We start from the raw sequence: 22,797 nt of genomic DNA, 5'->3' as shown, positions 1-22,797 counted from the left end.
GAGTGCTCACCCGCTTCCCGGCGGGCACTCGTCGGCTCCGTGGTGCTCGTCGGCTCCGTGGCGCCCGGTTCTTCCTCAGCGCACGCCGCGTCCCCCGTAGGCGCCGATGTTGGGGGCTCCGGGCTTCAGCGGGTTGCCGAAGTAGTCCTTGCCGCCGTTGTCCTCGATGACGGCTCCGGCGGCGAGGGCGGGCGAGCCGGCGCCGAGCCGGAAGTCGCCCAGGAGCTTCGGGTCGGCGGTGACGCCGCCGGGGTTCGGGCGGGTCATCGCGATGCCGTGGAAGACGTTGTGGTCGAAGGTGAGTCCGGCGGTCGGGTTCTTGAAGGCGTAGCCGCCGGTTCCCTCGCTCACGAAGACGTTGTTGCGGACGGCCAGTTCGTGCTGGGTGGTCCCGGGGCTGCCCGCGTCGTCCTGGACGAGGTAGCCGGGGATCTGCTCCTTGTTGTGGAAGGTGTTGTTGTAGATCCGGGTGTCGAGGATCGGGCCCCAGCAGTTCTGGATGAGGCGGGCGCCGTCGTCGCGGCTGACGTTGTAGCGGGCGACCGTGCCGATGGTCTTCGCGCCGCTGTACGGGCAGATCAGCAGGAAGCCGCCCTTGTTGTCGTGGCTGTAGTTGTACTGGAAGACGGTGTTGCGGGAGGCGCCGTCGGCGTCGAAGGACATCCCGTCGTGGGTGTTGCCGCCGCCGGAGACCTCGTTGTGCTCGACGGTGGTGTCGTCGGTGTTGAAGGTCCAGATGCCCGCGTTGGCGGAGGGCGAGCGGAGCTGGAAGCCGTCGACCCGGTTGTGGTCGACACGGGCGCCACTGGTGGTGTCCAGCTTCATGCCGTCGCCGGCCAGCGACTTCAGCGTGTTGTGGTGGACGCGGACCCGGGTGCTCGGCGTCCACTCCCCCGGGTACGCCTTCGGGTCCTGCTGGTCGCCGACCAGGTCGCGCTTGGAGAAGGTCGACTTGAAGTAGATGCCCTCGCGGTCGACGTCCTCGATGCGGTTGTGGCCGATGTCCAGGCCGTCGTACCAGCTCGCCCTGGCGGTGCCCTCGACGGCGATGTGGATCGCGCTGGAGCCGGAGAGCGTCTTGGAGTCGCCGCCGCGCACGTCGTGGATGTAGAGGCCGGAGAGGTCGAAGCCGCGCGCGACGCCGTAGTCGGTGAGGCGGAGGCGGACGCCGTTGCGCTCGCTGCCGGGGTTGTCGGCGTTGGTGATCTCCAGCGCCTTGAGGTGCACGTACTGCGTGTTGGCGAGCAGGACGACGTCGTGGGCGCCCTTGCCGTCGAGCCGGGCGCGGGCCGGGCCGGGGCCGTAGTCGGCGATGGTGAAGGGGGCGCGGGCGGAGCCGCCGCCGGTCGGGGCGAGGGTGCCTTCGCAGGTGCTGCCGCGCTTGAAGAGCAGCCGGTCCCCCGGTCCGTAGGGGTGGGCGTTGGCCTCGGCGAGCGAGGTCCAGGGGTGCTTCGCACTGCCGGTGGCGCCGGCCGGGTCGGCGACGCAGTCGACGTGGAAGGTGCGGGCGGCGGGCGCCGCCTGCGCCGCGGTCTGGCCCGCGGCGGTCAGTGCTCCGGCGGTGGTCAGGGCCGCGAGCGCGGCGGCGGTGATGCGATGTCTCACAATTCCTCCGTACGAAGGGGCGGGGGGAGTGAACAGTCGATGGCGGGGGCCGGCCCGTACCGCCGGAATCCTGAACTCGGTTTGATCGAACGTCAATACATCTCGCCCGAATGATCGAAACTCCCGTCGTTCGATCATTCTTGGTTTAGGGTCGGACACCGGCCCCGGCCGGGACCCCGGGGGTGTCGGGCACCCCCTCGGACCGGGCCCCACCTGCGACGGGCCACAACTGCGAGGGGACTGCTGCCGTGCGCGAAAGTGCTGCCGAACGTCATGACCGCCTGCTCGGACTCGTACGGGAGCGGGGCTCGGCCCGGGTCTCGGACCTGGCCACCCTGCTGGGCGTCTCTCCGGTCACCGCGCGGCGGGACGTCGAGGAGCTGGCCGGCCGGGGCCTCCTGGACCGGGTGCACGGATCGGTCTCCTGGCCGCAGGACGCCGCGGGTCCGGCGACCGGACCGGGCGCGGGCTCCGGCCCGGCGGGCGGCGGCCCGGTCCTCGGCATGCTCGCGCCCTCCTCGACGTACTACTTCGCCGAGGTCATCCGGGGCGCCCACGAGGCCGCCGCGCGGGCCGGCGCCCGGCTCGTCCTGCGGATCTCCGACTACCGGCCGCAGGAGGACCAGGCGCGCACCGAGGGGCTGCTCTCGGCGGGCGCCGAGGGGCTGCTGGTGGCGCCCGGCTGGCAGGACCCGGGCGACCCCGCCGCGTTCGGCGACTGGATCGCCTCGCTGCCCGCGCCGACGGTGCTGCTGGAGCGCCGGCCCGCCGCGGGCTCCCCGCTGGACGGCCTGGACCGGGTCTGCTCGGACCACGCGTACGGGGTGCTGCTGGCGGTGCGCCATCTCGTCCGGCTCGGGCACGGGGCGCCGCTCCTGATGGCCCGCGCGGACTCCCCGACCGCCGTCGCGGTGCGTTCCGGGTACGCGGAGGCCCTGGCGGCGCACGGGCTGCGCGCCCCGCAGGCCGTGATCGACTCCGTGCCGTCCGAGCTCTTCCCGGACGCCTTCGAGCGGGCCGTACGGGCGCTGCGCGAGGCGGTGCTCTCCGGGGTGGCGACGGCCGCGCTGGTCCACAACGACGTGGACGCGATCCAGGTGGTGCAGCGCCTGGCCGAGCTGGGCGTACGGGTCCCGGACGACCTGGCGCTGATCGCCTACGACGACGAGGTGGCCGCGCTGGCGGACACCCCGCTGACTGCGGTGGCGCCGCCCAAGCGCGACGTGGGCCGCCATGCGACGGAGCTGCTGGTGGAGCGGCTGGGCCAGGGCGCGGGCGCGCCCCGGCGCCATCTGACGCTGCTGCCGCAGCTACGGGTGCGGGACTCCTGCGGGGCGCGCAACCACCCGTAACCGTACGAGCGGACCCCATGCGGACCCGGGTGCCGATTCCCGGCTCCGCAGGGTATTCCGCACCCTATCCGTACGTAACTTGTCTGATCTTTTTTCGATCAATCGATCTTTCGCTCTTGACTTCGGTCACGGCTGGTCCAAGGATCACCGCCAACGCCAATGTTGCCGCCAGTTCAGGAGCCTCGCTGTGAGCCGCAGTACGAGCAGAACGTCCCTCGCCGTCGTCGGCACCGCCACCGCCCTCGCCCTTCTCACGGCCTGTGGCGGCAGCGGGGACGACGACGCAGCCGCCGGAAGCGACGGCAAGCCCGTCAGCATCACCTTCTGGGGCTGGGCCAAGGGGTCCAAGGAGGTCGTCGACGCCTTCAACGCCTCGCACAAGAACATCAAGGTGGTGTACGAGGAGATCCCGTCCGGCAACGCGGGCGGCTACGCCAAGATCTCCAACGCGGTGAAGGCCGGCAACGCCCCCGACCTGGTCTCCATCGAGTACCCGCAGCTTCCCGAGTACGTCAGCCAGGGCGCGCTCCAGGACATCGGCGCGTACTTCACCGAGGACATCCGCAAGAAGCTGCTCCCGCAGGCGGTCGAGCTGACCACCCTCGGCGGCAAGAACTGGGCCGTCCCGTTCGACGCCTCGCCGCAGTCCTTCTACTACCGCAAGGACCTGTTCGAGAAGTACGGCGTCGAGGTCCCCAAGACCTGGGACGAGTTCCGCAAGGCCGCCGAGAAGATCAAGAAGGCCGACAAGAAGGCCCGGATCGGCACCTTCTTCCCCGACGACCCGACCACCTTCCAGGCGATGGCCTGGCAGGCCGGCGCCCAGTGGTACAAGCCCGAGGGCGACACCTGGAAGATCACCACCGCCGACGCGGCCACCAACAAGGTCGCCGACTACTGGCAGGGCCTCCTCGACGACGACCTGATCCGCTCCAACGCCTCGTTCAGCCCCGAGTGGACCAACTCCCTCAAGAGCGGCGGCACCGTCGGCTACCTGGGCGCCGCCTGGGGCGCCGGTGTCCTCAAGGGCACGCTGCCCGAGCAGAGCGGCAAGTGGGCCGTGGCCCCCATGCCGAGCTGGGACGGGAAGCCCGCCAGCGGAATGCTCGGCGGCTCCACCTTCGCGGTGACCAAGACGAGCAAGAAGGCGAAGGCCGCGGTCGAGTTCGCCACCTGGATGTCGACCACCGAGGAAGGCATCAAGGCCCGCATCGAGTCCGGCACCTCCAGCGCCTTCCCGGCCGCCGCGTCGCTGCGCCCGGTCGCCAAGAAGTCCTTCGACGCCGGTTTCTACGGCGGCGAGGACATCTACCAGGTGTTCGAGGGCGCCGCCACGTCGATCGGCCAGAACTGGGCCTGGGGCCCGGCGACCGGCACGTCGAACACCGTCATCAAGGACCAGTTCGGCAAGGTCGCCAGCGGCGGGACCACCATCAAGGACGCCGTGAAGGCCGGGCACGACGCCACGGTCGACGAGCTGAAGAAGCGCGGGCTGAAGGTCGAGGACGCAGGCTGATGAAGCGCGCCCGGACGACCAGAGCCGCCGCCATCCTGCTGGGGCCCTTCTTCGTACTGTTCACCGCGTGCATGGTGGTGCCGATCGGATACGCGGTCTGGCTCAGCCTGTTCACCGAGAAGCAGTCCGGCCTGGGCTTCGGCGGCACCGAGACCGTCTTCAGCGGACTCGACAACTACGCGGCGGCTCTGGGCGACCGGGCGTTCCGCGAAGGCTTCGGCGTACTCCTCGGATACTGCCTGTTCTACATTCCGCTGCTGCTCGTCGGAGCCCTCGCCCTGGCCCTGCTGCTGGACTCCACGCTGGCCCGCGCCCGCCGCTTCTTCCAGCTCGCGCTCTTCCTGCCGCACGCCGTGCCCGGCATCATCGCCGCGCTGATCTGGGTGTACCTCTACACCCCGCAGCTCAGCCCGGTGGTGAGCGCCATGGAGTCCGGCGGGATCGGCTTCGACTTCTTCTCCCCCGACGGCGCCCTCCCCTCCATCGTCAACATCGCCCTGTGGGAGTGGCTCGGCTACAACATGGTGATCTTCTACGCCGCGTTGCAGGCCATCGACCGCTCGGTGCTCGAAGCGGCCACCGTCGACGGGGCCGGCGCCTGGCGCACCGCGCTCTCCATCAAGGTCCCGCTGATCCGCTCCTCCCTGGTGATGGTCGCGCTGTTCACGGTCATCGGCTCGCTCCAGCTGTTCACCGAGCCGCTGATCCTCAACAAGGGGACCGGCTCGGCCGTCTCCTCCACCTGGACGCCGAACATGTACGCGTACACCGCGGCCTTCGAGCGCAACGACTACGGCCTCGCCGCGGCCGCCTCCATCCTGCTGGCGCTCACGGCCGCGCTGCTGTCCTTCGTCGTCACCCGCTTCACCGGCCGGAAGGGCAAGAAAGCATGAACTCCCCCGCCTCCCGCGGCCGCTGGATGTCGAAGACCGCCGTCAACGGCTTCCTTCTGCTCGCCGTCGTCTACATGCTCTTCCCGCTCGTCTGGCTGGTCACGGCCGCCACCAAGGACACCGGCGGGCTGCTCGCGGGCAACGCGTTCTCCTTCGAGGGCTTCAACCTCGGCGAGAACCTGTCGAACCTGGCCTCCTACGGCGACGGCATCTACTTCCGCTGGTACCTCAACAGCCTCCTGTACGCGGGCGGCGGGGCGCTCGTCTGCTCGCTGATCTGCGTCGCCGCCGGGTACGCCTTCGACAAGTACGAGTTCCGGGGCAAGGAGAAGCTGTTCGGACTGGTGCTGATGGGGGTGCTGGTGCCCACCACGGCGCTCGCCCTGCCGATGTACCTGCTGGCCTCCAAGACCGGCCTGGTCAACACCTACTGGTCCGTGCTGATACCCGTGCTGGTCAACCCCTTCGGCGTCTATCTCGCCCGGGTCTTCAGCACCGGCTACATACCGAACGAGGCCCTGGAGGCCGCCCGTATCGACGGGGCCGGCGAGCTGCGCGTCTTCTGGTCGATCGGGCTGCGCATGGTCATGCCGGGCTTCGTGACGGTCTTCCTCTTCCAGTTCACCGCGATCTGGAACAACTTCTTCCTCCCCCTGGTGATGCTCTCGGACCGCAAGCTCTTCCCGCTGAGCCTCGGCCTGTACTCCTGGAACACCAACACCCACGGCGAGCCGAGCTTCTACCCGCTCGTCGTCACCGGCTCCCTCCTCGCCGTCGTCCCCCTGATCGTCGCCTTCGTCTCGCTCCAGCGGCACTGGAAGGCCGGACTGACCGCCGGCAGCGTCAAGTGACCCCGTCGCGAGCCCCGAGGAGTACGTGTTCCACCATGCCCCACGCCACTGACAACCGGCCGACGGCCCTGCTCGCGATGGGGCCCGGCATCGCCGACCGCCTCCTCACCGACCGGCACCGCGCCCGGCTGGCCACGCTCACCCGCACCGACCCGTACCTCGTCGCCCACGACCTGGCCGCGCCGACGCCCGCGGTGGCCGCCGCGCTCGCCGAGGCCGAGGTGCTCCTCACCTGCTGGGGCGCGACCCCGCTCACCCCCGGGGTACTGGCCGCCGCACCCAGGCTGCGCGCCGTCGTGCACGCCGCCGGATCCGTGAAGCACCACATCACGGACGCCTGCTGGGAACGCGGCATCGCCGTCACCTCGGCGGCCGGGGCCAACGCCCTCCCCGTCGCCGAGTTCACCCTCGCCGCGATCCTCTTCGCCGGAAAACGCGTCCTGCACACCGCGCGCCGCTACCGCGAGCTGCGCACCGGCCACGACTGGCTCGCGGAGCTCGACGGCGCCGGGAACTACCGCCGCACCGTCGGCATCGTCGGCGCCTCCCGCATCGGCCGCCGGGTGATCGAGCTGCTGCGCCCCTTCGACCTGGACGTCCTGCTGTACGACCCGTTCGTGGACGGCGCTGAGGCGGCGCGGCTCGGGGTGCGGCCCGTCCCGCTGGACGAGCTGTGCGCGCGCAGCTCCGTGGTCTCGGTGCACGCCCCGCAGCTCCCGGAGACCCATCACCTGATCGGCGCGGCGCAGCTGGCCGCCATGGCGACCGGGGCGACCCTGATCAACACCTCCCGGGGTTCGCTGGTCGACGAGGAGGCACTGCTGGCGGAGCTGACGGCCGGGCGGCTGCGGGCGGTGCTGGATGTGACCGACCCCGAACTTCCCGCCCCCGACTCGCCGTTGTACGAGCTGCCGAACGTGCTGCTGACCCCGCATGTCGCGGGCTCGCTCGGCGGCGAGCTGCACCGGATGGCCGATCAGGCACTGGACGAGCTGGAGCGCTTCGCTGCCGGGCTGCCCTTCGCGGACCCGGTGCACTCCGGCAGCCTCGGCCGCTCGGCCTGAGGCCACCGGCCCGAAACGAACACCGAAAGGCCCCCTGTCCCACCGTCGAAACGGTGGGACAGGGGGCCTTCCGCGGCTGTGCGCCTGCCCGACGGCGGTGCGTCAGTGGGAGTGGCCGTGACCGCCGTGGCCGGCCTCGGCCTCTTCCTCGGCCGGCTTCTCGACGACCAGGGTCTCGGTCGTGAGCAGCAGCGACGCGATGGACGCGGCGTTCTCCAGGGCGGAGCGGGTGACCTTGACCGGGTCGATGACGCCGGCCTTCACCAGGTCGCCGTACTCGCCGGTGGCGGCGTTGAAGCCCTGGCCCTTCTCCAGCTCGGCGACCTTGGAGGTGATGACGTAGCCCTCCAGGCCGGCGTTCTCGGCGATCCAGCGCAGCGGCTCGACCGCGGCGCGGCGCACGACCGCGACACCGGTGGCCTCGTCGCCGGACTTGCCGAGGTCGCCGTCCAGGACCTTGACGGCGTGGACGATGGCGGAGCCACCACCGGAGACGATGCCCTCCTCGACCGCGGCGCGGGTCGCGGAGATGGCGTCCTCCAGACGGTGCTTCTTCTCCTTGAGCTCCACCTCGGTGGCGGCACCGACGCGGATCACGCAGACGCCGCCGGCCAGCTTCGCGAGGCGCTCCTGGAGCTTCTCACGGTCCCAGTCGGAGTCCGTGGACTCGATCTCGGCCTTGATCTGGTTGACCCGGCCCTTGACGTCGCCGGGCTCGCCGCCGCCGTCCACGATCGTGGTGTCGTCCTTGGAGACGGTGACGCGGCGGGCGGTGCCCAGCACATCCAGACCGGCCTGGTCGAGCTTGAGGCCGACCTCCTCGGCGATGACGGTCGCACCGGTGAGGGTGGCGATGTCGCCGAGCATGGCCTTGCGGCGGTCACCGAAGCCGGGGGCCTTCACGGCGACGGCGTTGAAGGTGCCACGGATCTTGTTGACGACGAGGGTCGACAGCGCCTCGCCCTCGACGTCCTCGGCGATGATCAGCAGCGGCTTGGAGCCACCGGCCTGGATGACCTTCTCCAGCAGCGGGAGCAGCTCCTGGATGGAGCCGATCTTGCCCTGGTGGACGAGGATGTACGGGTCGTCGAGGACGGCCTCCATACGCTCCTGGTCGGTCACCATGTACGGGGACAGGTAGCCCTTGTCGAAGGCCATGCCCTCGGTGAAGTCGAGGTCCAGACCGAAGGTGTTGGACTCCTCGACGGTGATGACGCCGTCCTTGCCGACCTTGTCCATCGCGTCCGCGATGAGCTCGCCGACCTGCGGGTCCTGCGCGGAGAGCGCGGCCACGGCGGCGATGTCGGTCTTGTCCTCGATCGGGCGGGCGGTCGCGAGGAGCTCCTCGGACACGGCCTTGACCGCGGCGTCGATGCCCTTCTTCAGGGCGGCCGGGGAGGCACCGGCGGCGACGTTGCGCAGACCCTCGCGGACGAGCGCCTGGGCGAGCACGGTGGCGGTGGTGGTGCCGTCACCCGCGATGTCGTTGGTCTTGGTGGCGACCTCCTTCACCAGCTGGGCACCGAGGTTCTCGTACGGGTCGTCGAGCTCGACCTCGCGCGCGATGGTGACACCGTCGTTGGTGATGGTGGGGGCACCGAACTTCTTGTCGATGACGACGTTGCGGCCCTTGGGGCCGATCGTCACCTTGACCGTGTCGGCAAGCTTGTTGACGCCGCGCTCGAGGGCGCGACGGGCGTCCTCGTCGAACTTCAGGATCTTCGCCATGGGAGCTGAGCTTTCCTCTCGAACGAACCGCGCCCCCGACCCGGCTGGTTATCGCAGGGGGCCAGGGGCGCGGAACAGAAAACGTGGGTGAATTACTTCTCGACGATCGCGAGCACGTCGCGAGCCGAGAGGACGAGGTACTCCTCGCCGCTGTACTTCACCTCGGTGCCGCCGTACTTGCTGTAGAGCACGACGTCGCCGGTCTTGACGTCGAGCGGAAGGCGCTCGCCGTTCTCGAAGCGGCCCGGACCCACGGCCAGGACGACGCCCTCCTGGGGCTTCTCCTTGGCGGTGTCCGGAATGACCAGGCCGGAGGCCGTGGTCTGCTCGGCGTCGAGCGGCTGGACCACAATGCGGTCCTCGAGCGGCTTGATCGCAACCTTGGAGCTGGCGGTCGACACGATCCGGTCTCCCCCTTCGGAGATCTCACGGGGTAACAGTCTTGGGTGGCGACCAGGTCGATCCGTCGTCGCGGGTGCCGGACCTGCCAGTCGCGCAGTGGTTTGGCACTCTCCAGTGGTGAGTGCCAGCACCGAGACTATGACCGCGATTAGCACTCGGTCAAGCGGAGTGCCAATTCGCGCGGTCGTGGCGTCGTCTTCGAGCCGCCAGGAGCTTCAGGGCGCCGGGAGCTTCGAGCCGCCGGAAGGGGTTGGTCCGGACAACGGTCCGGACACCATGCGGGCAACGTACGGACGGACCGGAGCGTTCCGTACGACGGTGGGGGCATGACCCGATCCCTTCCCCCGCCGGACGGACGGCGCCGGGCGGCCGCGGTGAACGGCTGCCTCGACGCGCTGCTCGGGCTGTCGCTGCTGCTCCTGGAGGGGGTGATCGGCGCGGCCGTCGCCCTTCAACTGGCCCTCTCCCACGGCGGCCTCGGCGCCCCGGGGCCGGAGAAGGGGGCGCCGCCGGAGCCGGTGGGCCCGCCGCCGACGGACTGGGGCCCGCCCCTCGCCCTCGGCGGCTTCGCCGCGGTGGCCCTGCTGTTCGCCCTCGTCCTGATGCGCGGCGGCCGGCCGTGGGCGGGCGGAGGGCAACTGGTGGCCGGGGTGGTGCTGTGCGTGGCGGCGGTACTGACCGGCGTCGGGGAGCACGGCCGCGCGCACCCGCCCGCCCCCGCGCCGTCGCACACGGAGGATCCGGGGCACTCCGGCCATCCGTGCCGCAGTGGCGGGGACAACCGGGAGTGCCTGGACTCCGGCGGCTGAGAGCCTGCCGGAGCCGGGCCGTCAGACGTAGTCCTCCAGGCGGGCCACCGCGTAGCCCTGTTCGGTGACGGTTCTCAGGACCGTCCGGACCAGGTCGGCCATGCTGCCGCCCCAGGCCGCCCGGCCGCGGAAGTGGGTGAGGATGATGTCGCCCGGACGCAGCTCCTGGTCGTCCTCGCGCCACTCCATACGGTCCGGGAACGCCTCGGCGTTCCACAGCGGCACGGCCCTGATCCCGCAGGACCGCGCGATGCGCAGGGTGTCGGCGTCGTAGTTGCCGTACGGCGGGCGGAAGAGGCGGGGCCGCTTCCCGTACCGCTCCGCCATGAGGTCCTGCTGGCCGCAGATCTCGCGCCGCTGCTCGTCGGAGGAGAGGCCGGGGAGGTAGGGGTGGTGGAGCGTGTGGTTGCCGAGGACGGTGCCCAGCCGCTGGGCCTCGCCGAAGTAGCCGTAGTTGTCCTTCACCTCGTCGTCGCTGAGGAACGCGCTGTACGGGATGTCCAGCTCGTCCATCATCTGGAGCAGCTCGGGGTCCTTCTCCGCGCCGTCGTCGATGGTCAGGAAGACGACCCGGTCCGTGGTCGGGACGGTGGTGAAGACCGGCGGGAGCGTGTCGTCGCCGCCGGTCACCTCGAAGCCCTCGCGGGTGGTGACGCGCGGCTTGACCAGGGGCGGCAGCGGGGCGATCAGCGGCGGCCGGTCGAGCCCCCACTTCTTCGCGATCCTGGCCCGGACGGCCGGGGCGAGCCGCGCGTTCCCGTAGCGCTCGCCGGGCAGGCGGGCCAGGCCGCGGCGGAGCGCGGGGACGCCCGGGAGCCCGGCGGCGGGGTTCGGGCCCGCCGCCGGGCCCGGGTTCCCGGCGAGGGGCCCGCTCCCCCGCCCGGTTCCGCCGGACTCGGAGGCGCAGCCCGAGCCGACCGCCGCGACCAGGAGCGCGGCCAGTACGGCGGCCGTGGGGTGGCACGGGCGTCCGCGCCGTCGACCCGGGGACCCGGATGATCTGGGTGGTTTTGCGGTGCTTTTTTCGTTTTGTCGTACAAGTTGCATGGCGCCGCATCCTGCCAGCCGTCGACCGGCGGTCCGGCCCGACACCGCGGCCCGGACCGCCGGTCTACCCGGCTGGCTCACAATGGGACGGGTGAACGCTCTCGCCCCGAACGACCCGTCCGGCACCGGCCGGTCCGACGCCCCCGACCCCCTCGCCGGCTTCCGGGCCCTGCGCACCCCCGAGGGCGCCGCGCTCCTCGCCGAACTGCGGGACCACGACCCCGCCCAGGAGCTCGCCACCGCCACCCGGCTGCGCCGCACCCACCCCGCCGCCCTGGTGTCGGCCGCGCTCGGGCAGGCCCGGCTCCGGCAGCGGGCGGTGGCCAAGTTCGGCGCCGAGGACGCGTACCGGATGTACTTCACGCCGAACGGTGTCGAGCAGGCGACCCGCACCTCGGTGGCCGCCCACCGCGCCGGACGGTTCGCGGCGGGCGGGGTGCGCCGCGTCGCCGACCTCTGCTGCGGCATCGGCGGCGACGCCATCGAGCTGGCCCGCGCGGGCATCTCCGTACTCGCCGTGGACCGCGACCCGCTGACCGCCGACGTGGCCCGCGCCAACGCCGCCGCGCTGGGGCTGGACGGTCTGATCGAGGTGCGGTGCGCCGATGTCGCCGCCGTCGACACCTCGTCCTGCGACGCGGTCTTCGTGGACCCGGCCCGGCGCGGCGGGCGGGGCCGGATCTTCGACCCCGAGGCGTACTCGCCGCCGCTGTCCTGGGCGGTCGGCGCCGCCCTCGCGGCCCCCCGCGCCGCCCTGAAGATCGCCCCCGGCATCCCGCACGAGGCGATCCCCGAGCAGGCCGAGGCCGAGTGGATCTCGGACGGCGGCGACGTGAAGGAGGCGGTCCTCTGGTTCGGCGAGGGGTTCACGTCCGGCGCCCACCGCGCCACGCTGCTCCCGGCGGCCGCCACCCTGTGGTCCGGGGCCCCGCTGCCCGCCCCGCCGGTCGGCCCGGTCGGCCGCTACCTGTACGAGCCGGACGGCGCCGTGATCCGCGCCCATCTGGTCGCCGACCTGGTCGCGCGGTGCGAGGGCCGGCTGATCGACGAGACCATCGCGTACATCACCGCCGACCGGCCGTACGCCTCCCCGTACACGACCGGGTACGAGATCACCGACCGGCTGCCGTTCAACATGAAGAAGCTGAAGGCGCTGCTGCGGGAGCGGAAGGTGGGCGTGCTGACCGTCAAGAAGCGCGGTTCGGCGGTCGAACCGGAGGAGCTGCGGCGCCGGATGAAGCTCCAGGGGCCGAACTCCGCGACCGTCTTCCTGACCCGGGTGGCCGGGGCGCCGACGATGCTCGTCGGCCACCCGCTGACCGGCCCCACCGGCTGAGCAGGACGGACGTCCCGAGGCCGGTCAGGCGAGATCGGTCAGGTCGTCCGCGTAGACCTGGGAGAGCGGCTGCGGGCCCACGTACTGCTGGCAGTTGCACTGGCCGGACTCGAAGCGGACCGGCTTCTTGTTCTCGTCCCAGGCGGTCGGCACCTCGACCCGCTCGTGGCAGCGGCCCTGCTTGTCGTGCTTGGCGAGGTGGTGCGTGCAGCCGCAGACCGGCTCCGGCGGCTTGCTCGCCGCCTCGACGGCCAGCCGCTCCTGGCGGGCCGTTTCCAGCAGTTCGAGCTTGCGCTCGTGCCGGTTGCGCAACGCCGTACGGACGTTGTCGACGACCCATCCGAAGCCGCCCATCCAGAAGACGATGAGCACCCACCAGTACCACTGCATGTCGTTCTCCCCCTGTTGGACGTCCGTGCCCCGTCAGGATAGGTCCGGGGTCAGCGGTGGGCACCGTCGCGGGCGGCCAGGCGTGGCGCCGGGGCGGGCGCCCCGGCCAGGACCCGCAGTACCCAGCGCCGGTGGGCGAACGCCTTGACGAGACCGATCAGTCCGACGAGCCAGGCGATCATCCCGAGCCCCATGGCGAGGGCGACCAGGCTCCAGCCGTACCCGTCCGGCGCGGCGTTCGCCGGGACGGCGAGGCAGGTGCCGAGGCCGACCGCGCAGAGCACGAAGGAGAGCACCAGCCAGGCACTGGACGCGCCCGGCATCCGCAGCGCCGCGTCCCGCGCCGGATCGCGGTCCAGGGTGCCCCAGGCGTGCAGCAGTGCGCGGACCCGGCGGTCGCGGCGCACCCCGACGACGACGAGCAGGACGGCGGGGACCAGGCAGCCGATGCCCAGCACCAGCATGGTCAGCCCCGCCAGGGCGCCGATCGGGTCGTAGGACTCCTCGAAGGCGACCAGCGCCGAGCCCACCAACAGCCAGCCGAACGCGCCGAGCAGGCCCCACAGCCAGAGCACCACCAGCCGCCCCGGGCCGACATGGGCCCGCACCAGCCCGCCGAGGACCGCCGCCCGGTCGGTGAGCAGCGCCTCCCGGTCGGGCCAGGAACGGAGCTCAACGGGTGGGGGCGGGGGCGGCAGTTGGGCGCGGGAAGACATGGGCATGACCTTACGGTCCGGTGGCCGGGACGGTGCGCGGCCCCTGGGGATTGGGCCGCGCCCATGGCGCGCGGTGCCGCGGCCGGGGGCCGGGACTCACCGGATCCCGCGGGCCGGGTGCTCCGCGCGGTCCAGGAGCATGGCCCGCTCCCGGGCGTTGCGGGTCAGCCCGGCCGCCCGGACGAACTCGGCGCGCGCCTCACCGGTGCGCCCGGTCCGGGCCAGCAGATCGCCGCGCACGCTGGGCAGCAGGTGGTAGCCGTCCAGCGCCGGATCGGCGGCGAGGGCGTCGACCAGGGCGAGAGCGGCCTCGGGGCCGCGGGCCATGGAGACGGCCACGGCCCGGTTCAGGGCGACGACCGGGGAGGGGGCGATCGCGGCGAGCCGGTCGTAGAGGGCGGTGATGGTGTCCCAGTCGGTGTCCTGGTACGTCGCCGCCCGCGCGTGGCAGGCGGCGATCGCGGCCTGCACGGTGTACGGGCCGAGTCCCGCGCCCTCGCCGGTCGCGGCGACGGCCCGCTCCAGGGCGGCGACCCCGCGCCGGATCAGCAGCCGGTCCCAGCGCGCCCGGTTCTGGTCGGCGAGCAGCACCGCCGCGCCGTCCGGGCCGGTGCGGGCCGCGGTGCGGGACGCCTGGAGCTCCAGCAGCGCGGCCAGCCCGTGGACCTCGGGTTCGTGCTCCATCAGCCCGGCGAGCACCCGGGCCAGCCGGAGTGCGTCCTCGCAGAGCGCCGGGCGCACCAGGTCGTCGCCGGCGGTCGCCGCGTAGCCCTCGTTGAAGACCAGGTAGATCACTTCGAGGACGGAGCCGAGGCGGGCGGCCCGGTCGGGCCCGGACGGCACCTCGAAGGCGACGCCCTCGCGGCCCAGGGTCCGCTTGGCCCGGACGATGCGCTGGGCGACGGTCGGTTCCGGGGCCAGGAAGGCGCGGGCGATCTCCTCGGTGGTGAGGCCGCCGAGGAGGCGCAGGGTGAGGGCGATCCGGGCCTCGGCGGAGAGCACCGGATGGCAGGCGGTGAAGATCAGCCGGAGCAGGTCGTCGTCGATGGCATCCGGCTCGGCGGGCTCGGGCGGCTCCACGTCCGCGAGCGACCGGCCGACCTCGGCGAGCTTGCGCGCGTAGGTCTCCCGGCGGCGTACGAGGTCGATCGCGCGGTTCCGGGCGGTGGTGGTGAGCCAGGCGCCCGGCCGGTCGGGGACGCCCGACTCCGGCCACTGCTCCAACGCGGCGACCAGGGCGTCCTGGGCGAGTTCCTCGGCGATGCCGAGGTCCCGCACGATACGGGTGACGGCCGCGACGATCCGCGGGGACTCGATCCGGAAGACCGCCTCGACCGCTTCGGTTGTCGCTGTCACGGTGCCCCATCCCAGCAGTCGGGCCGGGACGGGGCAAGCCGGACCGGGTCAGGACCCCAGGGTGGCCTCGTCGATCTGCCGGACCTCGGAGGTCACCGTCCAGTTCTCCGGGTGGGCGCTGAGGAAGCGCCGGGTCCACTCCAGGGCCTCCGCCATGTCCTTGGCCTGGAGGACGGCGTACCCGCCGACGACCTCCTTGGTCTCGGTGAAGGGCCCGTCGGTCTGGGTGAGCCTCCCGCCGGACCAGGTGACCCGGGCGCCCTGGGAGGTCGGGTGGAGCCCGGCCGTCTCCAGCATGACCCCGGCCTTGGTGATCTCCTCGAAGAGGGCGCCCATCCGCTTCTCGAAGTCGGGGTCCGGGGCCTCCTTCGGCAGGTTCTCCTCGTCGATGCGGATCAGCGTCATGAAGCGCGGCATGGTGGCTCCCGGTTCCGTGCGGCGGGGCTCTTCCCCGCCTCTCACCCCTGCGTCGAACGGGACCCGGCCGGATCGACAGCTCCCGCGGAATACTTCGGGAAATTCTTTCGGGGAAGTCCGCGACCGGCCACCGGAGCGGGGCGGCGCCTCAGCCGCCCGGTGCCTCAGCCGGCCGGAGCCCCGGTGGTCTCGACGGATTCGAAGCGCCAGCGGTGCACCGGGCGGGTGACCAGCGCGGCGTCCGGCTCGGGCAGCTCGGGCAGCTCGGCGTCGGGGCCGCCCGGCCACCAGGTGATCACCAGGACCCGGTCCTGCGGGGCGCGCAGCAGCTCGCGGCGGAGCGGTTCGACGGCCAGCTCCGCCGCGCGGGCCCGCGCCCACTCCAGCAGCTCCCCGCCCCGGCCGGCCGTGGCGCGGGCCTCCCACATGAGGGCGACGGTCATGAGTAGAGGTTGTCCTTGCTGATCTCGTGGACGTGGTCGTGGTCGTGGGTGTGGGTGTGGGCGCCCGGTACGTGCGGGTCGGTCACCGGCAGCGAGGAGTCCGCGGACAGCTCCAGGTCCGAGGCCGGGCGGTTGCGGGCGACCATCTCGGCGCCCAGCGCGGCGACCATCGCGCCGTTGTCGGTGCACAGCCCGGGGCGGGGCACCCGCAGCCGGATCCCGGCGCGCTCGCACCGCTCCTCGGCCAGGGCCCGCAGCCGCGAGTTGGCCGCGACGCCGCCGCCGATCATCAGGTGGTCGACGCCCTCGTCCTTGCAGGCCCGGACGGCCTTGCGGGTGAGCACGTCCACCACGGCCTCCTGGAAGGACGCCGCCACGTCCCGTACCGGCACCTCCTCGCCCGCCGCGCGTTTGGCCTCGATCCAGCGGGCCACCGAGGTCTTCAGCCCGGAGAAGGAGAAGTCGTACGCGGGGTCGCGCGAGCCGGTCAGTCCGCGCGGGAAGGCGATGGCCGCCGGGTCGCCCTCCCGGGCCAGCCGGTCGATGACCGGGCCGCCGGGGAAGCCCAGGTCCAGCACCCGGGCGATCTTGTCGAACGCCTCGCCCGCCGCGTCGTCGATGGTCGCGCCGAGCGGCCGCACGTCGGCGGTGATGTCCGGCGCGAGGAGCAGCGAGGAGTGGCCGCCGCTGACCAGCAGAGCCATCGTGGGCTCGGGCAGCGGGCCGTGCTCCAGCTGGTCGACGCAGATGTGCGAGGCGAGGTGGTTGACCCCGTAGAGCGGCTTGTTCAGCGCGTAGGCGTACGCCTTCGCCGCCGAGACGCCGACCAGCAGCGCTCCGGCCAGGCCGGGGCCCGCGGTGACGGCGATGCCGTCGAGGTCGCGGGCGGAGACCCCGGCTTCCTTCAGGGCGCGCTCGATGGTGGGGACCATGGACTCCAGGTGGGCGCGGGAGGCGATCTCCGGGACGACGCCGCCGAAGCGGGCGTGGGTGTCGACGCTGGAGGCGACGGCGTCGGCGAGCAGGGTCGTGCCCCGGACGATGCCGACGCCGGTCTCGTCGCAGGAGGTCTCGATGCCGAGTACGAGGGGTTCGTCAGCCATCAGTCGGTCTCTGTTCCTTGTACGTGGAGGCGCATGACGAGCGCGTCGACATTGCCCGGCTGGTAGTAGCCGCGGCGGAAGCCGATCGGTTCGAAGCCGAAGCGCTCGTAGAGCTTCTGGGCGCGGGTGTTGTCGACGCGGACCTCCAGGAGCACCTCGGCGCACTCGAAGGCCGTCGCGTGCTTCAGCAGGTCGGTGAGGAGCGCGGCTCCCAGGCCGCCGCCCCAGTGGTCGCGGGTGACCCCGATGGTCTGCACGTCGGCCAGGTCGCCGGCGGCGGCGAGGCCCGCGTAGCCGACGATCCGGCCGGTGGCGGGGTCCTCGGCGACGACGTAGCGGCGGGTGGCCCCGGGGCCCCGGGAGTGGGCCAGCTCCGACCAGAACATGCCGGCCGACCAGGCGTCGTCCGGGAACAGCTCGTGCTCCAGCTCCAGCACCGGTTCGATGTCCCACCAGCGCATCTCGCGCAGCACGGCGGTCGTGGTCGTCACTTCGGGGTGACCACCTTGTAGTTCTTCGGCACCTGGGCGTCGGGCCTGCGCAGGTAGAGCGGGAGCGGCGCCAGCAGTTCGGCGCCAGCGGCGAGCCGCTCGGCGGCCAGCGCGGCCAGTGCCCCGGCGCTGACGTGCTCGGGCGTCCGGGCGTCCGGGAACGCCTCGGGGTAGAGCACGGCGCCCGCGCCGACCACGGGCAGCCCGGCCAGCTGCTCGGCGATGTCGGCGGGCCGGTCCACGGCGGGCCCGGCGGTCCGGGTGCGGGCGTCCTCGTACCGCGCCCAGTAGACCTCCTTGCGGCGGGCGTCCGTCGCGACGGCGAACGGGCCGGTCAGCCCGGCCAGGCCCGCCGCGTACGCCAGCCCGTCCAGGGTGCACAGGCCGTGCACGGGTACGGAGAGGGCGGAGCCGAAGGCCGCCGCGGTGGCCAGCCCGACCCGCAGCCCGGTGTACGGCCCGGGTCCCACGCCGACGACCAGGCCCGTCACCGCGTCGAGTTTCACACCGGCCTCGGCGAGCACCCGGTCGACGGTGGGCAGCAGGAGCTCCCCGTGTCTGCGGGCGTCGACCTGGCCGGATTCGGCGACGACGGCGGTGCCGTCGTGCAGGGCGACGGTGACGGCGGGGGTTGCGGTATCCACGGCGAGCAAGAGCACACGAACAGCGTACGGCTCCGTCGACGCGGGCACGGTGCCCCGTCCGGCGTCCCGGTGGGGCCGTTCCCTGCTGCTACCGTCACCGTGCACACGGGTACGACGTAAACGCTAAACGCTCGTACGACTTACGGAAGCGAAAGGGGCACGCACGGTGTCCAAGGGCAGCTCGGGAATCGTGGCCGGGCTCACCGCGGCGGCACTGGCCGCGGTCGGGTTCCTGGCCTTCCAGGCGTCGGCCAACGTCCCCGACGACCTCGCGGCGCCCCAGCCCTCCGCGTCCGGCTCCGTCGCGGCCACCGACGACGCCAAGCCCAAGGAGAAGAAGCCGCGCCCGGCCGCGCTCCCCGAGGACTCCGGCACCGGGCAGCGGGTCGTCTACGCCCTGGAGAAGCGGCGGGTCTGGCTCGTCGACGGGGCCGGGAAGGTGCTGCGGACCTTCCCGGTGATGCCGAGCGCGCTGAGTCCGAAGCCGGGTTCGTACCAGGTGGGCACCCGCCAGGGCCCCCCGACCAAGGGCTCGGACGGCGTGATGATCGAGCACGTGGTGCGGTTCGCGCTGGTGGAGAACGTGTCCGTCGGGTTCAGCGCGGCGGTGGACGGGACGATGGAGAGCCCGGACCCGACGCTGCGGACGGGCGGCGTCCGGATGTCCCGCGAGGACGGCGACGCCCTGTGGGACTTCGCCATAGGGGGCACGAAGGTGGTCGTCACCCCCTGAGCACCCCTGAGCATCACTGATGTACGCCCCTGGCCGCCTCTTCTGAGCAGGCCCCGCGCGCGTCCCGCCGGGGCGCCTCTCAGGAAGCGCGCTCCAGGCCCGGCCCCGGCGAACGGGGCGCGGGGGCAGGTGCGGCGCCGGATCCGGACTCCGGCTCGGACTCGGACGCGGACTCGGCGGCCGGGGTCTCCTCCGGCCCGTCCCCGGACGGCGGCGTGGAGACCGCCGTGGCCGCGGCACAGGCCGCCAGCAGGTCCTTCATCGATGGCGGCGGCGGCACTTCACGTTCTGCGGACGTCGTCATGGATGCCTCCTGAGGCTCCGGCGGAAGGCGCGGTTAGGCAGACCTAACTACGCTCTCGTCATCCATGTGACCACGCCCGCCCCGCCGCGCGCAACAATATGCCGACACCCTGTCGGAATCCGGTACCGCGCGTCGGCCTCAGACCTCGCGCAGTCCCGCCCAGCGGGCGCCGATCCCGATCAGGGTCACCGCGCGCCGCTCGTCGTCCGTGTCGCCGACCGCGCGTTCGATGACCACCCGCAGGCGGTCCTCGGACAACTCCTCCACCTTGCCGTCGCCCCACTCCACGACCACCACCGAGTCCGGCAGCGACACGTCCAGGTCCAGGTCCTCCATCTCGTCGAGCCCGCCGCCCAGGCGGTAGGCGTCGACATGGACCAGGGCCGGTCCGCCGGTCAGCGACGGGTGGACCCGGGCGATCACGAAGGTCGGGGAGGTCACCGCGCCGCGCACGCCCAGCCCCTCGCCGAGCCCCCGGGTCAGCGTCGTCTTCCCGGCACCCAGCTCGCCGCTGAGCATCACGAGGTCGCCGGGGCGCAGGACCGCGGCGATGCGGCGGCCCAGTTCACGCATCTGTTCGGGTGACTCGACGGCCAGGTCCACGGTGACGGCGTCCGGAGCGGCGGGGCCGCCCGGCTCAGTCGTCCCGGTCTCCGTGCTGATGTGCGGTGCTTCCATGCGCACCCACGTTAGTCGCTGCCGGTACCGCTCCGACGCGTACCAGCAGGTCCGCCAGCCGGTCCGTCACGGTCTCGGGGTGCTCCAGCATCACCAGATGACCGGCGTCCGGCACGATGACCAGCTCCGCGTCCGGGAGCTGGTCCGCGATGGCCTCGCTGTGCGAGCTGGGGGTGATCAGATCCTTGTCGCCCGCCAGGATCAGCACCGGGACGGACCGGAAGGCGGGCAGCGCGGCGCTCTCGTCGTGCTCGGTGAAGGCGGGGTAGAACTCGGCGACCACGTCGATCGGGGTGGACTCGATGAGCCGCTCGGCGAACCGTTCCACCGCCGGGTCGACGTCCCGCGAACCGAACGAGTACCGCTTGATCAGCCCGGCGAAGAGGTCGGCGGTGGCCCGGCGGCCCCGCTCCACCAGCTCCGTCTGCGACCCCAGCGCCCGGAGCACCCCGGGCAGCACCCGCCGCACCGCGTTCACGCCCGCGACCGGCAGCCCGTAGGTGACCTCGCCGAGCCGCCCGCTGGACGTGCCGACGAAGGCGACCGCGGCGACCCGGTCCCGGATCAGCTCGGGGTACCGGGCGGCGAGCGCCATCATCGTCATGCCGCCCATCGAGTGCCCGACCAGCACCAGCCTGCCCTCGGGGGCCGCCGCGTCGATGACCGCCCTCAGGTCCCGGCCCAGCTGGTCGATGCCGAGGGGGACGCCGTCCGCCTGGGCCCGGCCCCGCTCGGAGCGGCCGTGGCTGCGCTGGTCCCAGTGGACGGTCCGGACCAGTCCGCGCAGCGCGGCCCGCTGGAAGTGCCAGGAGTCCTGGTTGAGGCAGTAGCCGTGGCTGAAGACCACCGTGACCGGGGCGGGGGCCTTCCCCCCGAAGAGCCTGCGGCGGCGGGTGCCCGGGGCGGCGGCCCCGCCGGGGGGCTCCGGGGCGCCGTCCGGGGCGACCTCGTCGACCTCGTAGTACAGCTCGGTGCCGTCGTCGGCGGTGGCGCGGCCCGGCAGCCCGCGCAGCGAGCCGTACGGGCCGGTGGCGTCCAGCGTCAGCCTGGCCCGCTTCCGCATGCTCCGGCCGACGGTGAGCCGCTCGACGGCGACCCCGGCGGCGGCCCCGGCCGCGAGCACGCCTATGGCGGCACCGGCGATGCCCGCCCGGCGCCAGCCGACCGCGGCCGCCGCCGTCGCGGACGCGTCCCCCGCAGCGCTCTCGCCCACCTGCCGTGCTCCTTGTCGTCTCCGTCGGGCCGGGCCCGTGTCTCAGAGCCCGTCGGGCGACCCCCGACCGGGCTGCCGCGTCCGCCCACCCCATCGATCGAAGGTCACCCGACAGGCTCTCAGGCGGTGGCGTGCAGATGCACCCTCGGTACGCGGGTGCCGATCCGGGTGACGATCTCGTACGCGATCGTGTCGGCCGCCACCGCCCAGTCCTCGGCGGTGGGCTCGCCCCGGTCGCCCGCGCCGAAGAGCACCGCCTCGCTGCCGACCTCGACCACGTCACCGCCGAGGTCGACGACGAACTGGTCCATCGCGACCCGGCCCGCGACCCGCCGGACGGCGCCGCCGACCAGGACCGGGCCCCGGCCGGAGGCGTGGCGCGGTATGCCGTCCGCGTAGCCGACCGGGACCAGGCCCAGGGTGGTCTCGGCACCGGTCGTGTAGTGGTGGCCGTAGCTGATCCCGTGACCGGCCGGCACCCGCTTGACCAGGGCCACCGAGGCGACCAGCCGCATGACCGGGCGCAGCCCCAGCTCGGCCGGGGTGCCCAGCTCCGGGGCGGGCGAGACGCCGTACATCGCGATCCCGGTCCGCACCAGGTCGAAGTGGGCCTCGGGGAGGGTCAGCGTCGCCGGGGAGTTGGCCATGTGGCGCACCTCGGGCCGGACGCCCGCCTTCTCGGCGTACGCCACCATCTCCCGGAAGGCGGTGAGCTGGGCCTGGATGGAGGGGTGGCCGGGCTCGTCGGCGCAGGCGAAGTGGGACCACAGGCCGGTGATCCTCAGGGTGCCCGCCTGCTCGGCGGCGCGGGCGGCGCCGACCAGCTCCGGCCAGTCGGCGGGCTGGCAGCCGTTGCGGCCCAGGCCCGTGTCGGCCTTGAGCTGGACACGGGCCGGTACGCCCGCCTCCGTGGCCGCGGCGACGACCTCGCGCAGCGCCCACATCCCGCTCACCGACACGTCGATGTCGGCCTCGATCGCCTCGCGCCAGGGCCCGCCCGGCGTCCACAGCCAGCACATCACCCGGCCGCCGAGCCCGGCCGCGCGCAGCGCGAGCGCCTCGTGCGGGGTCGCGGTGCCCAGCCAGGTCGCCCCGGCCTCCAGGGCGGCGCGGGCGCAGGGCACCGCTCCGTGCCCGTACGCGTCGGATTTGACGACGGCCATCAGTTGCGCGCCCCCCGCCCGGGCGCGCAGCGTGCGCACGTTGGCGCGCAGTGCGTCGAGGTCGATCTCGGCCCGGGCTCTCAAGGACGCTGTCTCGTTCATCGCGCCCAGTCTCTCAGAGCGCGGCGGCGGGCCCCGCTCAGCGGTGGTGGTGCAGCTCGTGCTCCAGGTGGTCGACGAGGACCGGGACGTGGCTGTGGGCCACGTCCTTGACCGCGGTGACCAGGGTCACCGGGCCGCCCTTCTCGACGAGTTCGACCAGTTCCCGGACGGCCGCCTCGTGGACCGGATCGGTCAGTTCGGTGCGGTAGCGCTCGGCGAACTCGTCGTAGCGGGTGCCGCTGTGGTCCGCGTGGTACCAGGAGCGGAGCTCGGACGAGGGGGTCACGTCCTTGAGCCACTTGTCGATCGCGGCCCGCTCCTTGGACTCGCCGCGCGGCCAGAGCCGGTCGATCAGGACGCGGGTCCCGTCGGCGTCCTCCTTCGGCTCGTACACCCTGCGTACGCGTACGTCGCTGCTGGTCACGGTGGGCCTCCCGCCGT

At 72.8% G+C, this 22,797-nt stretch carries 25 protein-coding genes; 8 read left to right on the top strand and 17 right to left on the bottom strand.

The genetic code is table 11. The annotated features are described in order from the left end of the window. Nucleotides 1-75: 75 nt before the first annotated feature. A complete protein-coding gene (locus tag ACF08W_RS11125) occupies nt 76-1,605 on the bottom strand; it encodes a right-handed parallel beta-helix repeat-containing protein (protein WP_392279093.1) in 1,530 nt (509 codons plus the stop codon). Nucleotides 1,606-1,853: 248 nt separating this feature from the next. Between ACF08W_RS11125 and ACF08W_RS11120 the strand changes: the two genes are divergently transcribed. From ACF08W_RS11120 to ACF08W_RS11100, 5 genes are all read left to right on the top strand, one after another. Beyond that, on the top strand, nt 1,854-2,957 hold the full coding sequence (locus ACF08W_RS11120) for a substrate-binding domain-containing protein (protein WP_392279092.1): 1,104 nt from the start codon (nt 1,854-1,856) through the stop codon (nt 2,955-2,957). Nucleotides 2,958-3,144: 187 nt separating this feature from the next. Then, the gene (locus ACF08W_RS11115) at nt 3,145-4,473 is read left to right on the top strand and encodes an ABC transporter substrate-binding protein (protein WP_385208335.1); all 1,329 of its coding nucleotides are present in this window, start codon (nt 3,145-3,147) and stop codon (nt 4,471-4,473) included. Beyond that, a complete protein-coding gene (locus tag ACF08W_RS11110; RefSeq protein WP_352273601.1) occupies nt 4,473-5,366 on the top strand; it encodes a sugar ABC transporter permease in 894 nt (297 codons plus the stop codon). The genes ACF08W_RS11115 and ACF08W_RS11110 overlap by 1 nt, the downstream gene beginning before the upstream one ends. Continuing rightward, entirely contained in the window at nt 5,363-6,217 is an 855-nt protein-coding gene (locus tag ACF08W_RS11105) for a carbohydrate ABC transporter permease (RefSeq protein WP_352273602.1), read from the top strand. The genes ACF08W_RS11110 and ACF08W_RS11105 overlap by 4 nt, the downstream gene beginning before the upstream one ends. A 35-nt stretch (nt 6,218-6,252) precedes the next feature. Continuing rightward, entirely contained in the window at nt 6,253-7,281 is a 1,029-nt protein-coding gene (locus ACF08W_RS11100; RefSeq protein WP_392279091.1) for a hydroxyacid dehydrogenase, read from the top strand. Between the two features lie 102 nt (nt 7,282-7,383). Here ACF08W_RS11100 and groL read toward each other — a convergent pair whose 3' ends face one another. Continuing rightward, a complete protein-coding gene (gene groL / locus ACF08W_RS11095) occupies nt 7,384-9,009 on the bottom strand; it encodes a chaperonin GroEL (RefSeq protein ID WP_352273604.1) in 1,626 nt (541 codons plus the stop codon). Nucleotides 9,010-9,101: 92 nt separating this feature from the next. Next, a complete protein-coding gene (gene groES / locus ACF08W_RS11090; protein ID WP_148838741.1) occupies nt 9,102-9,410 on the bottom strand; it encodes a co-chaperone GroES in 309 nt (102 codons plus the stop codon). A 327-nt stretch (nt 9,411-9,737) separates the two neighbouring features. Between groES and ACF08W_RS11085 the strand changes: the two genes are divergently transcribed. After that, nucleotides 9,738-10,220: a DUF6234 family protein gene (locus tag ACF08W_RS11085; RefSeq protein ID WP_392279090.1), complete on the top strand. Its 483-nt coding sequence runs from the start codon at nt 9,738-9,740 to the stop codon at nt 10,218-10,220. A 21-nt stretch (nt 10,221-10,241) separates the two neighbouring features. On the opposite strand, the gene ACF08W_RS11080 is transcribed toward ACF08W_RS11085, so the two are convergent. After that, nucleotides 10,242-11,267: a polysaccharide deacetylase family protein gene (locus ACF08W_RS11080; RefSeq protein WP_392279089.1), complete on the bottom strand. Its 1,026-nt coding sequence runs from the start codon at nt 11,265-11,267 to the stop codon at nt 10,242-10,244. Nucleotides 11,268-11,349: 82 nt separating this feature from the next. Here ACF08W_RS11080 and ACF08W_RS11075 point away from each other — a divergent pair, with 82 nt between their 5' ends. Next, nucleotides 11,350-12,603, top strand: coding sequence for a methyltransferase domain-containing protein (locus ACF08W_RS11075; protein ID WP_392279088.1), 1,254 nt, complete (start codon nt 11,350-11,352; stop codon nt 12,601-12,603). Nucleotides 12,604-12,627: 24 nt separating this feature from the next. Here the strand turns inward: ACF08W_RS11075 and ACF08W_RS11070 are convergent, their stop codons facing one another. The 8 genes from ACF08W_RS11070 to tsaB all read right to left on the bottom strand — a co-directional run bounded on the left by ACF08W_RS11070 (nt 12,628) and on the right by tsaB (nt 18,178). Then, nucleotides 12,628-12,993, bottom strand: coding sequence for a hypothetical protein (locus tag ACF08W_RS11070; protein ID WP_352273608.1), 366 nt, complete (start codon nt 12,991-12,993; stop codon nt 12,628-12,630). Nucleotides 12,994-13,043: 50 nt separating this feature from the next. Further along, entirely contained in the window at nt 13,044-13,709 is a 666-nt protein-coding gene (locus tag ACF08W_RS11065; RefSeq protein ID WP_392279230.1) for a hypothetical protein, read from the bottom strand. Nucleotides 13,710-13,805: 96 nt separating this feature from the next. Next, nucleotides 13,806-15,065 carry an RNA polymerase sigma factor gene (locus tag ACF08W_RS11060; RefSeq protein WP_392279087.1) on the bottom strand — a complete coding sequence of 420 codons (1,260 nt, stop codon included), beginning with the start codon at nt 15,063-15,065 and terminating at the stop codon, nt 13,806-13,808. Between the two features lie 48 nt (nt 15,066-15,113). Beyond that, the gene (locus ACF08W_RS11055; protein WP_392279086.1) at nt 15,114-15,482 is read right to left on the bottom strand and encodes a YciI family protein; all 369 of its coding nucleotides are present in this window, start codon (nt 15,480-15,482) and stop codon (nt 15,114-15,116) included. A gap of 164 nt (nt 15,483-15,646) precedes the next feature. Next, nucleotides 15,647-15,925, bottom strand: a complete 279-nt coding sequence (locus tag ACF08W_RS11050) for a hypothetical protein (RefSeq protein ID WP_385208307.1) — start codon at nt 15,923-15,925, stop codon at nt 15,647-15,649. Further along, the gene (tsaD, locus tag ACF08W_RS11045; RefSeq protein WP_385208304.1) at nt 15,922-17,028 is read right to left on the bottom strand and encodes a tRNA (adenosine(37)-N6)-threonylcarbamoyltransferase complex transferase subunit TsaD; all 1,107 of its coding nucleotides are present in this window, start codon (nt 17,026-17,028) and stop codon (nt 15,922-15,924) included. Before tsaD ends, ACF08W_RS11050 begins: the two co-directional genes overlap by 4 nt. Further along, nucleotides 17,028-17,519 (bottom strand): ribosomal protein S18-alanine N-acetyltransferase, encoded by a 492-nt coding sequence (gene rimI, locus ACF08W_RS11040; RefSeq protein WP_352273614.1) that lies wholly within the window; start codon nt 17,517-17,519, stop codon nt 17,028-17,030. Before rimI ends, tsaD begins: the two co-directional genes overlap by 1 nt. Beyond that, nucleotides 17,516-18,178 carry a tRNA (adenosine(37)-N6)-threonylcarbamoyltransferase complex dimerization subunit type 1 TsaB gene (tsaB, locus tag ACF08W_RS11035; RefSeq protein WP_385208300.1) on the bottom strand — a complete coding sequence of 221 codons (663 nt, stop codon included), beginning with the start codon at nt 18,176-18,178 and terminating at the stop codon, nt 17,516-17,518. The genes rimI and tsaB overlap by 4 nt, the downstream gene beginning before the upstream one ends. Before the next feature lie 151 nt (nt 18,179-18,329). Here tsaB and ACF08W_RS11030 point away from each other — a divergent pair, with 151 nt between their 5' ends. Beyond that, nucleotides 18,330-18,896, top strand: a complete 567-nt coding sequence (locus tag ACF08W_RS11030) for a L,D-transpeptidase (protein WP_385208297.1) — start codon at nt 18,330-18,332, stop codon at nt 18,894-18,896. 79 nt (nt 18,897-18,975) lie between these two features. Here the strand turns inward: ACF08W_RS11030 and ACF08W_RS11025 are convergent, their stop codons facing one another. From ACF08W_RS11025 to ACF08W_RS11005, 5 genes are all read right to left on the bottom strand, one after another. Continuing rightward, nucleotides 18,976-19,200 (bottom strand): hypothetical protein, encoded by a 225-nt coding sequence (locus ACF08W_RS11025; protein WP_385208294.1) that lies wholly within the window; start codon nt 19,198-19,200, stop codon nt 18,976-18,978. Between the two features lie 138 nt (nt 19,201-19,338). Beyond that, nucleotides 19,339-19,878 carry a tRNA (adenosine(37)-N6)-threonylcarbamoyltransferase complex ATPase subunit type 1 TsaE gene (tsaE, locus tag ACF08W_RS11020; protein ID WP_385208291.1) on the bottom strand — a complete coding sequence of 180 codons (540 nt, stop codon included), beginning with the start codon at nt 19,876-19,878 and terminating at the stop codon, nt 19,339-19,341. Beyond that, nucleotides 19,838-21,091 (bottom strand): alpha/beta fold hydrolase, encoded by a 1,254-nt coding sequence (locus tag ACF08W_RS11015; protein ID WP_392279085.1) that lies wholly within the window; start codon nt 21,089-21,091, stop codon nt 19,838-19,840. The genes tsaE and ACF08W_RS11015 overlap by 41 nt, the downstream gene beginning before the upstream one ends. A 119-nt stretch (nt 21,092-21,210) precedes the next feature. Continuing rightward, nucleotides 21,211-22,356 carry an alanine racemase gene (gene alr / locus ACF08W_RS11010; protein ID WP_352281055.1) on the bottom strand — a complete coding sequence of 382 codons (1,146 nt, stop codon included), beginning with the start codon at nt 22,354-22,356 and terminating at the stop codon, nt 21,211-21,213. A 37-nt stretch (nt 22,357-22,393) separates the two neighbouring features. Further along, nucleotides 22,394-22,780 carry a DUF488 family protein gene (locus tag ACF08W_RS11005; RefSeq protein WP_352281053.1) on the bottom strand — a complete coding sequence of 129 codons (387 nt, stop codon included), beginning with the start codon at nt 22,778-22,780 and terminating at the stop codon, nt 22,394-22,396. Nucleotides 22,781-22,797 lie beyond the last annotated feature (17 nt).

The sequence above is a fragment of the Streptomyces sp. NPDC015144 genome, assembly GCF_043079735.1.
Classification (GTDB): Bacteria; Actinomycetota; Actinomycetes; order Streptomycetales; family Streptomycetaceae; genus Streptomyces.
This window is presented reverse-complemented; position numbering and strand designations above follow the sequence as displayed.

What these genes read in the sequence shown, in the direction of transcription:
- ACF08W_RS11110 (WP_352273601.1), top strand. Translation starts at nt 4,473, where the DNA reads ATGAAGCGCGCCCGGACGACCAGAGCCGCCGCCATCCTGCTGGGGCCC.
- ACF08W_RS11105 (WP_352273602.1), top strand. Translation starts at nt 5,363, where the DNA reads ATGAACTCCCCCGCCTCCCGCGGCCGCTGGATGTCGAAGACCGCCGTC.
- ACF08W_RS11100 (WP_392279091.1), top strand. Translation starts at nt 6,253, where the DNA reads ATGCCCCACGCCACTGACAACCGGCCGACGGCCCTGCTCGCGATGGGG.
- groL (WP_352273604.1), bottom strand. Translation starts at nt 9,009, where the DNA reads ATGGCGAAGATCCTGAAGTTCGACGAGGACGCCCGTCGCGCCCTCGAG.
- ACF08W_RS11085 (WP_392279090.1), top strand. Translation starts at nt 9,738, where the DNA reads ATGACCCGATCCCTTCCCCCGCCGGACGGACGGCGCCGGGCGGCCGCG.
- ACF08W_RS11080 (WP_392279089.1), bottom strand. Translation starts at nt 11,267, where the DNA reads ATGCAACTTGTACGACAAAACGAAAAAAGCACCGCAAAACCACCCAGA.
- ACF08W_RS11075 (WP_392279088.1), top strand. Translation starts at nt 11,350, where the DNA reads ATGGGACGGGTGAACGCTCTCGCCCCGAACGACCCGTCCGGCACCGGC.
- ACF08W_RS11070 (WP_352273608.1), bottom strand. Translation starts at nt 12,993, where the DNA reads ATGCAGTGGTACTGGTGGGTGCTCATCGTCTTCTGGATGGGCGGCTTC.
- ACF08W_RS11065 (WP_392279230.1), bottom strand. Translation starts at nt 13,709, where the DNA reads ATGTCTTCCCGCGCCCAACTGCCGCCCCCGCCCCCACCCGTTGAGCTC.
- ACF08W_RS11055 (WP_392279086.1), bottom strand. Translation starts at nt 15,482, where the DNA reads ATGCCGCGCTTCATGACGCTGATCCGCATCGACGAGGAGAACCTGCCG.
- ACF08W_RS11050 (WP_385208307.1), bottom strand. Translation starts at nt 15,925, where the DNA reads ATGACCGTCGCCCTCATGTGGGAGGCCCGCGCCACGGCCGGCCGGGGC.
- tsaD (WP_385208304.1), bottom strand. Translation starts at nt 17,028, where the DNA reads ATGGCTGACGAACCCCTCGTACTCGGCATCGAGACCTCCTGCGACGAG.
- ACF08W_RS11025 (WP_385208294.1), bottom strand. Translation starts at nt 19,200, where the DNA reads ATGACGACGTCCGCAGAACGTGAAGTGCCGCCGCCGCCATCGATGAAG.
- tsaE (WP_385208291.1), bottom strand. Translation starts at nt 19,878, where the DNA reads ATGGAAGCACCGCACATCAGCACGGAGACCGGGACGACTGAGCCGGGC.
- alr (WP_352281055.1), bottom strand. Translation starts at nt 22,356, where the DNA reads ATGAACGAGACAGCGTCCTTGAGAGCCCGGGCCGAGATCGACCTCGAC.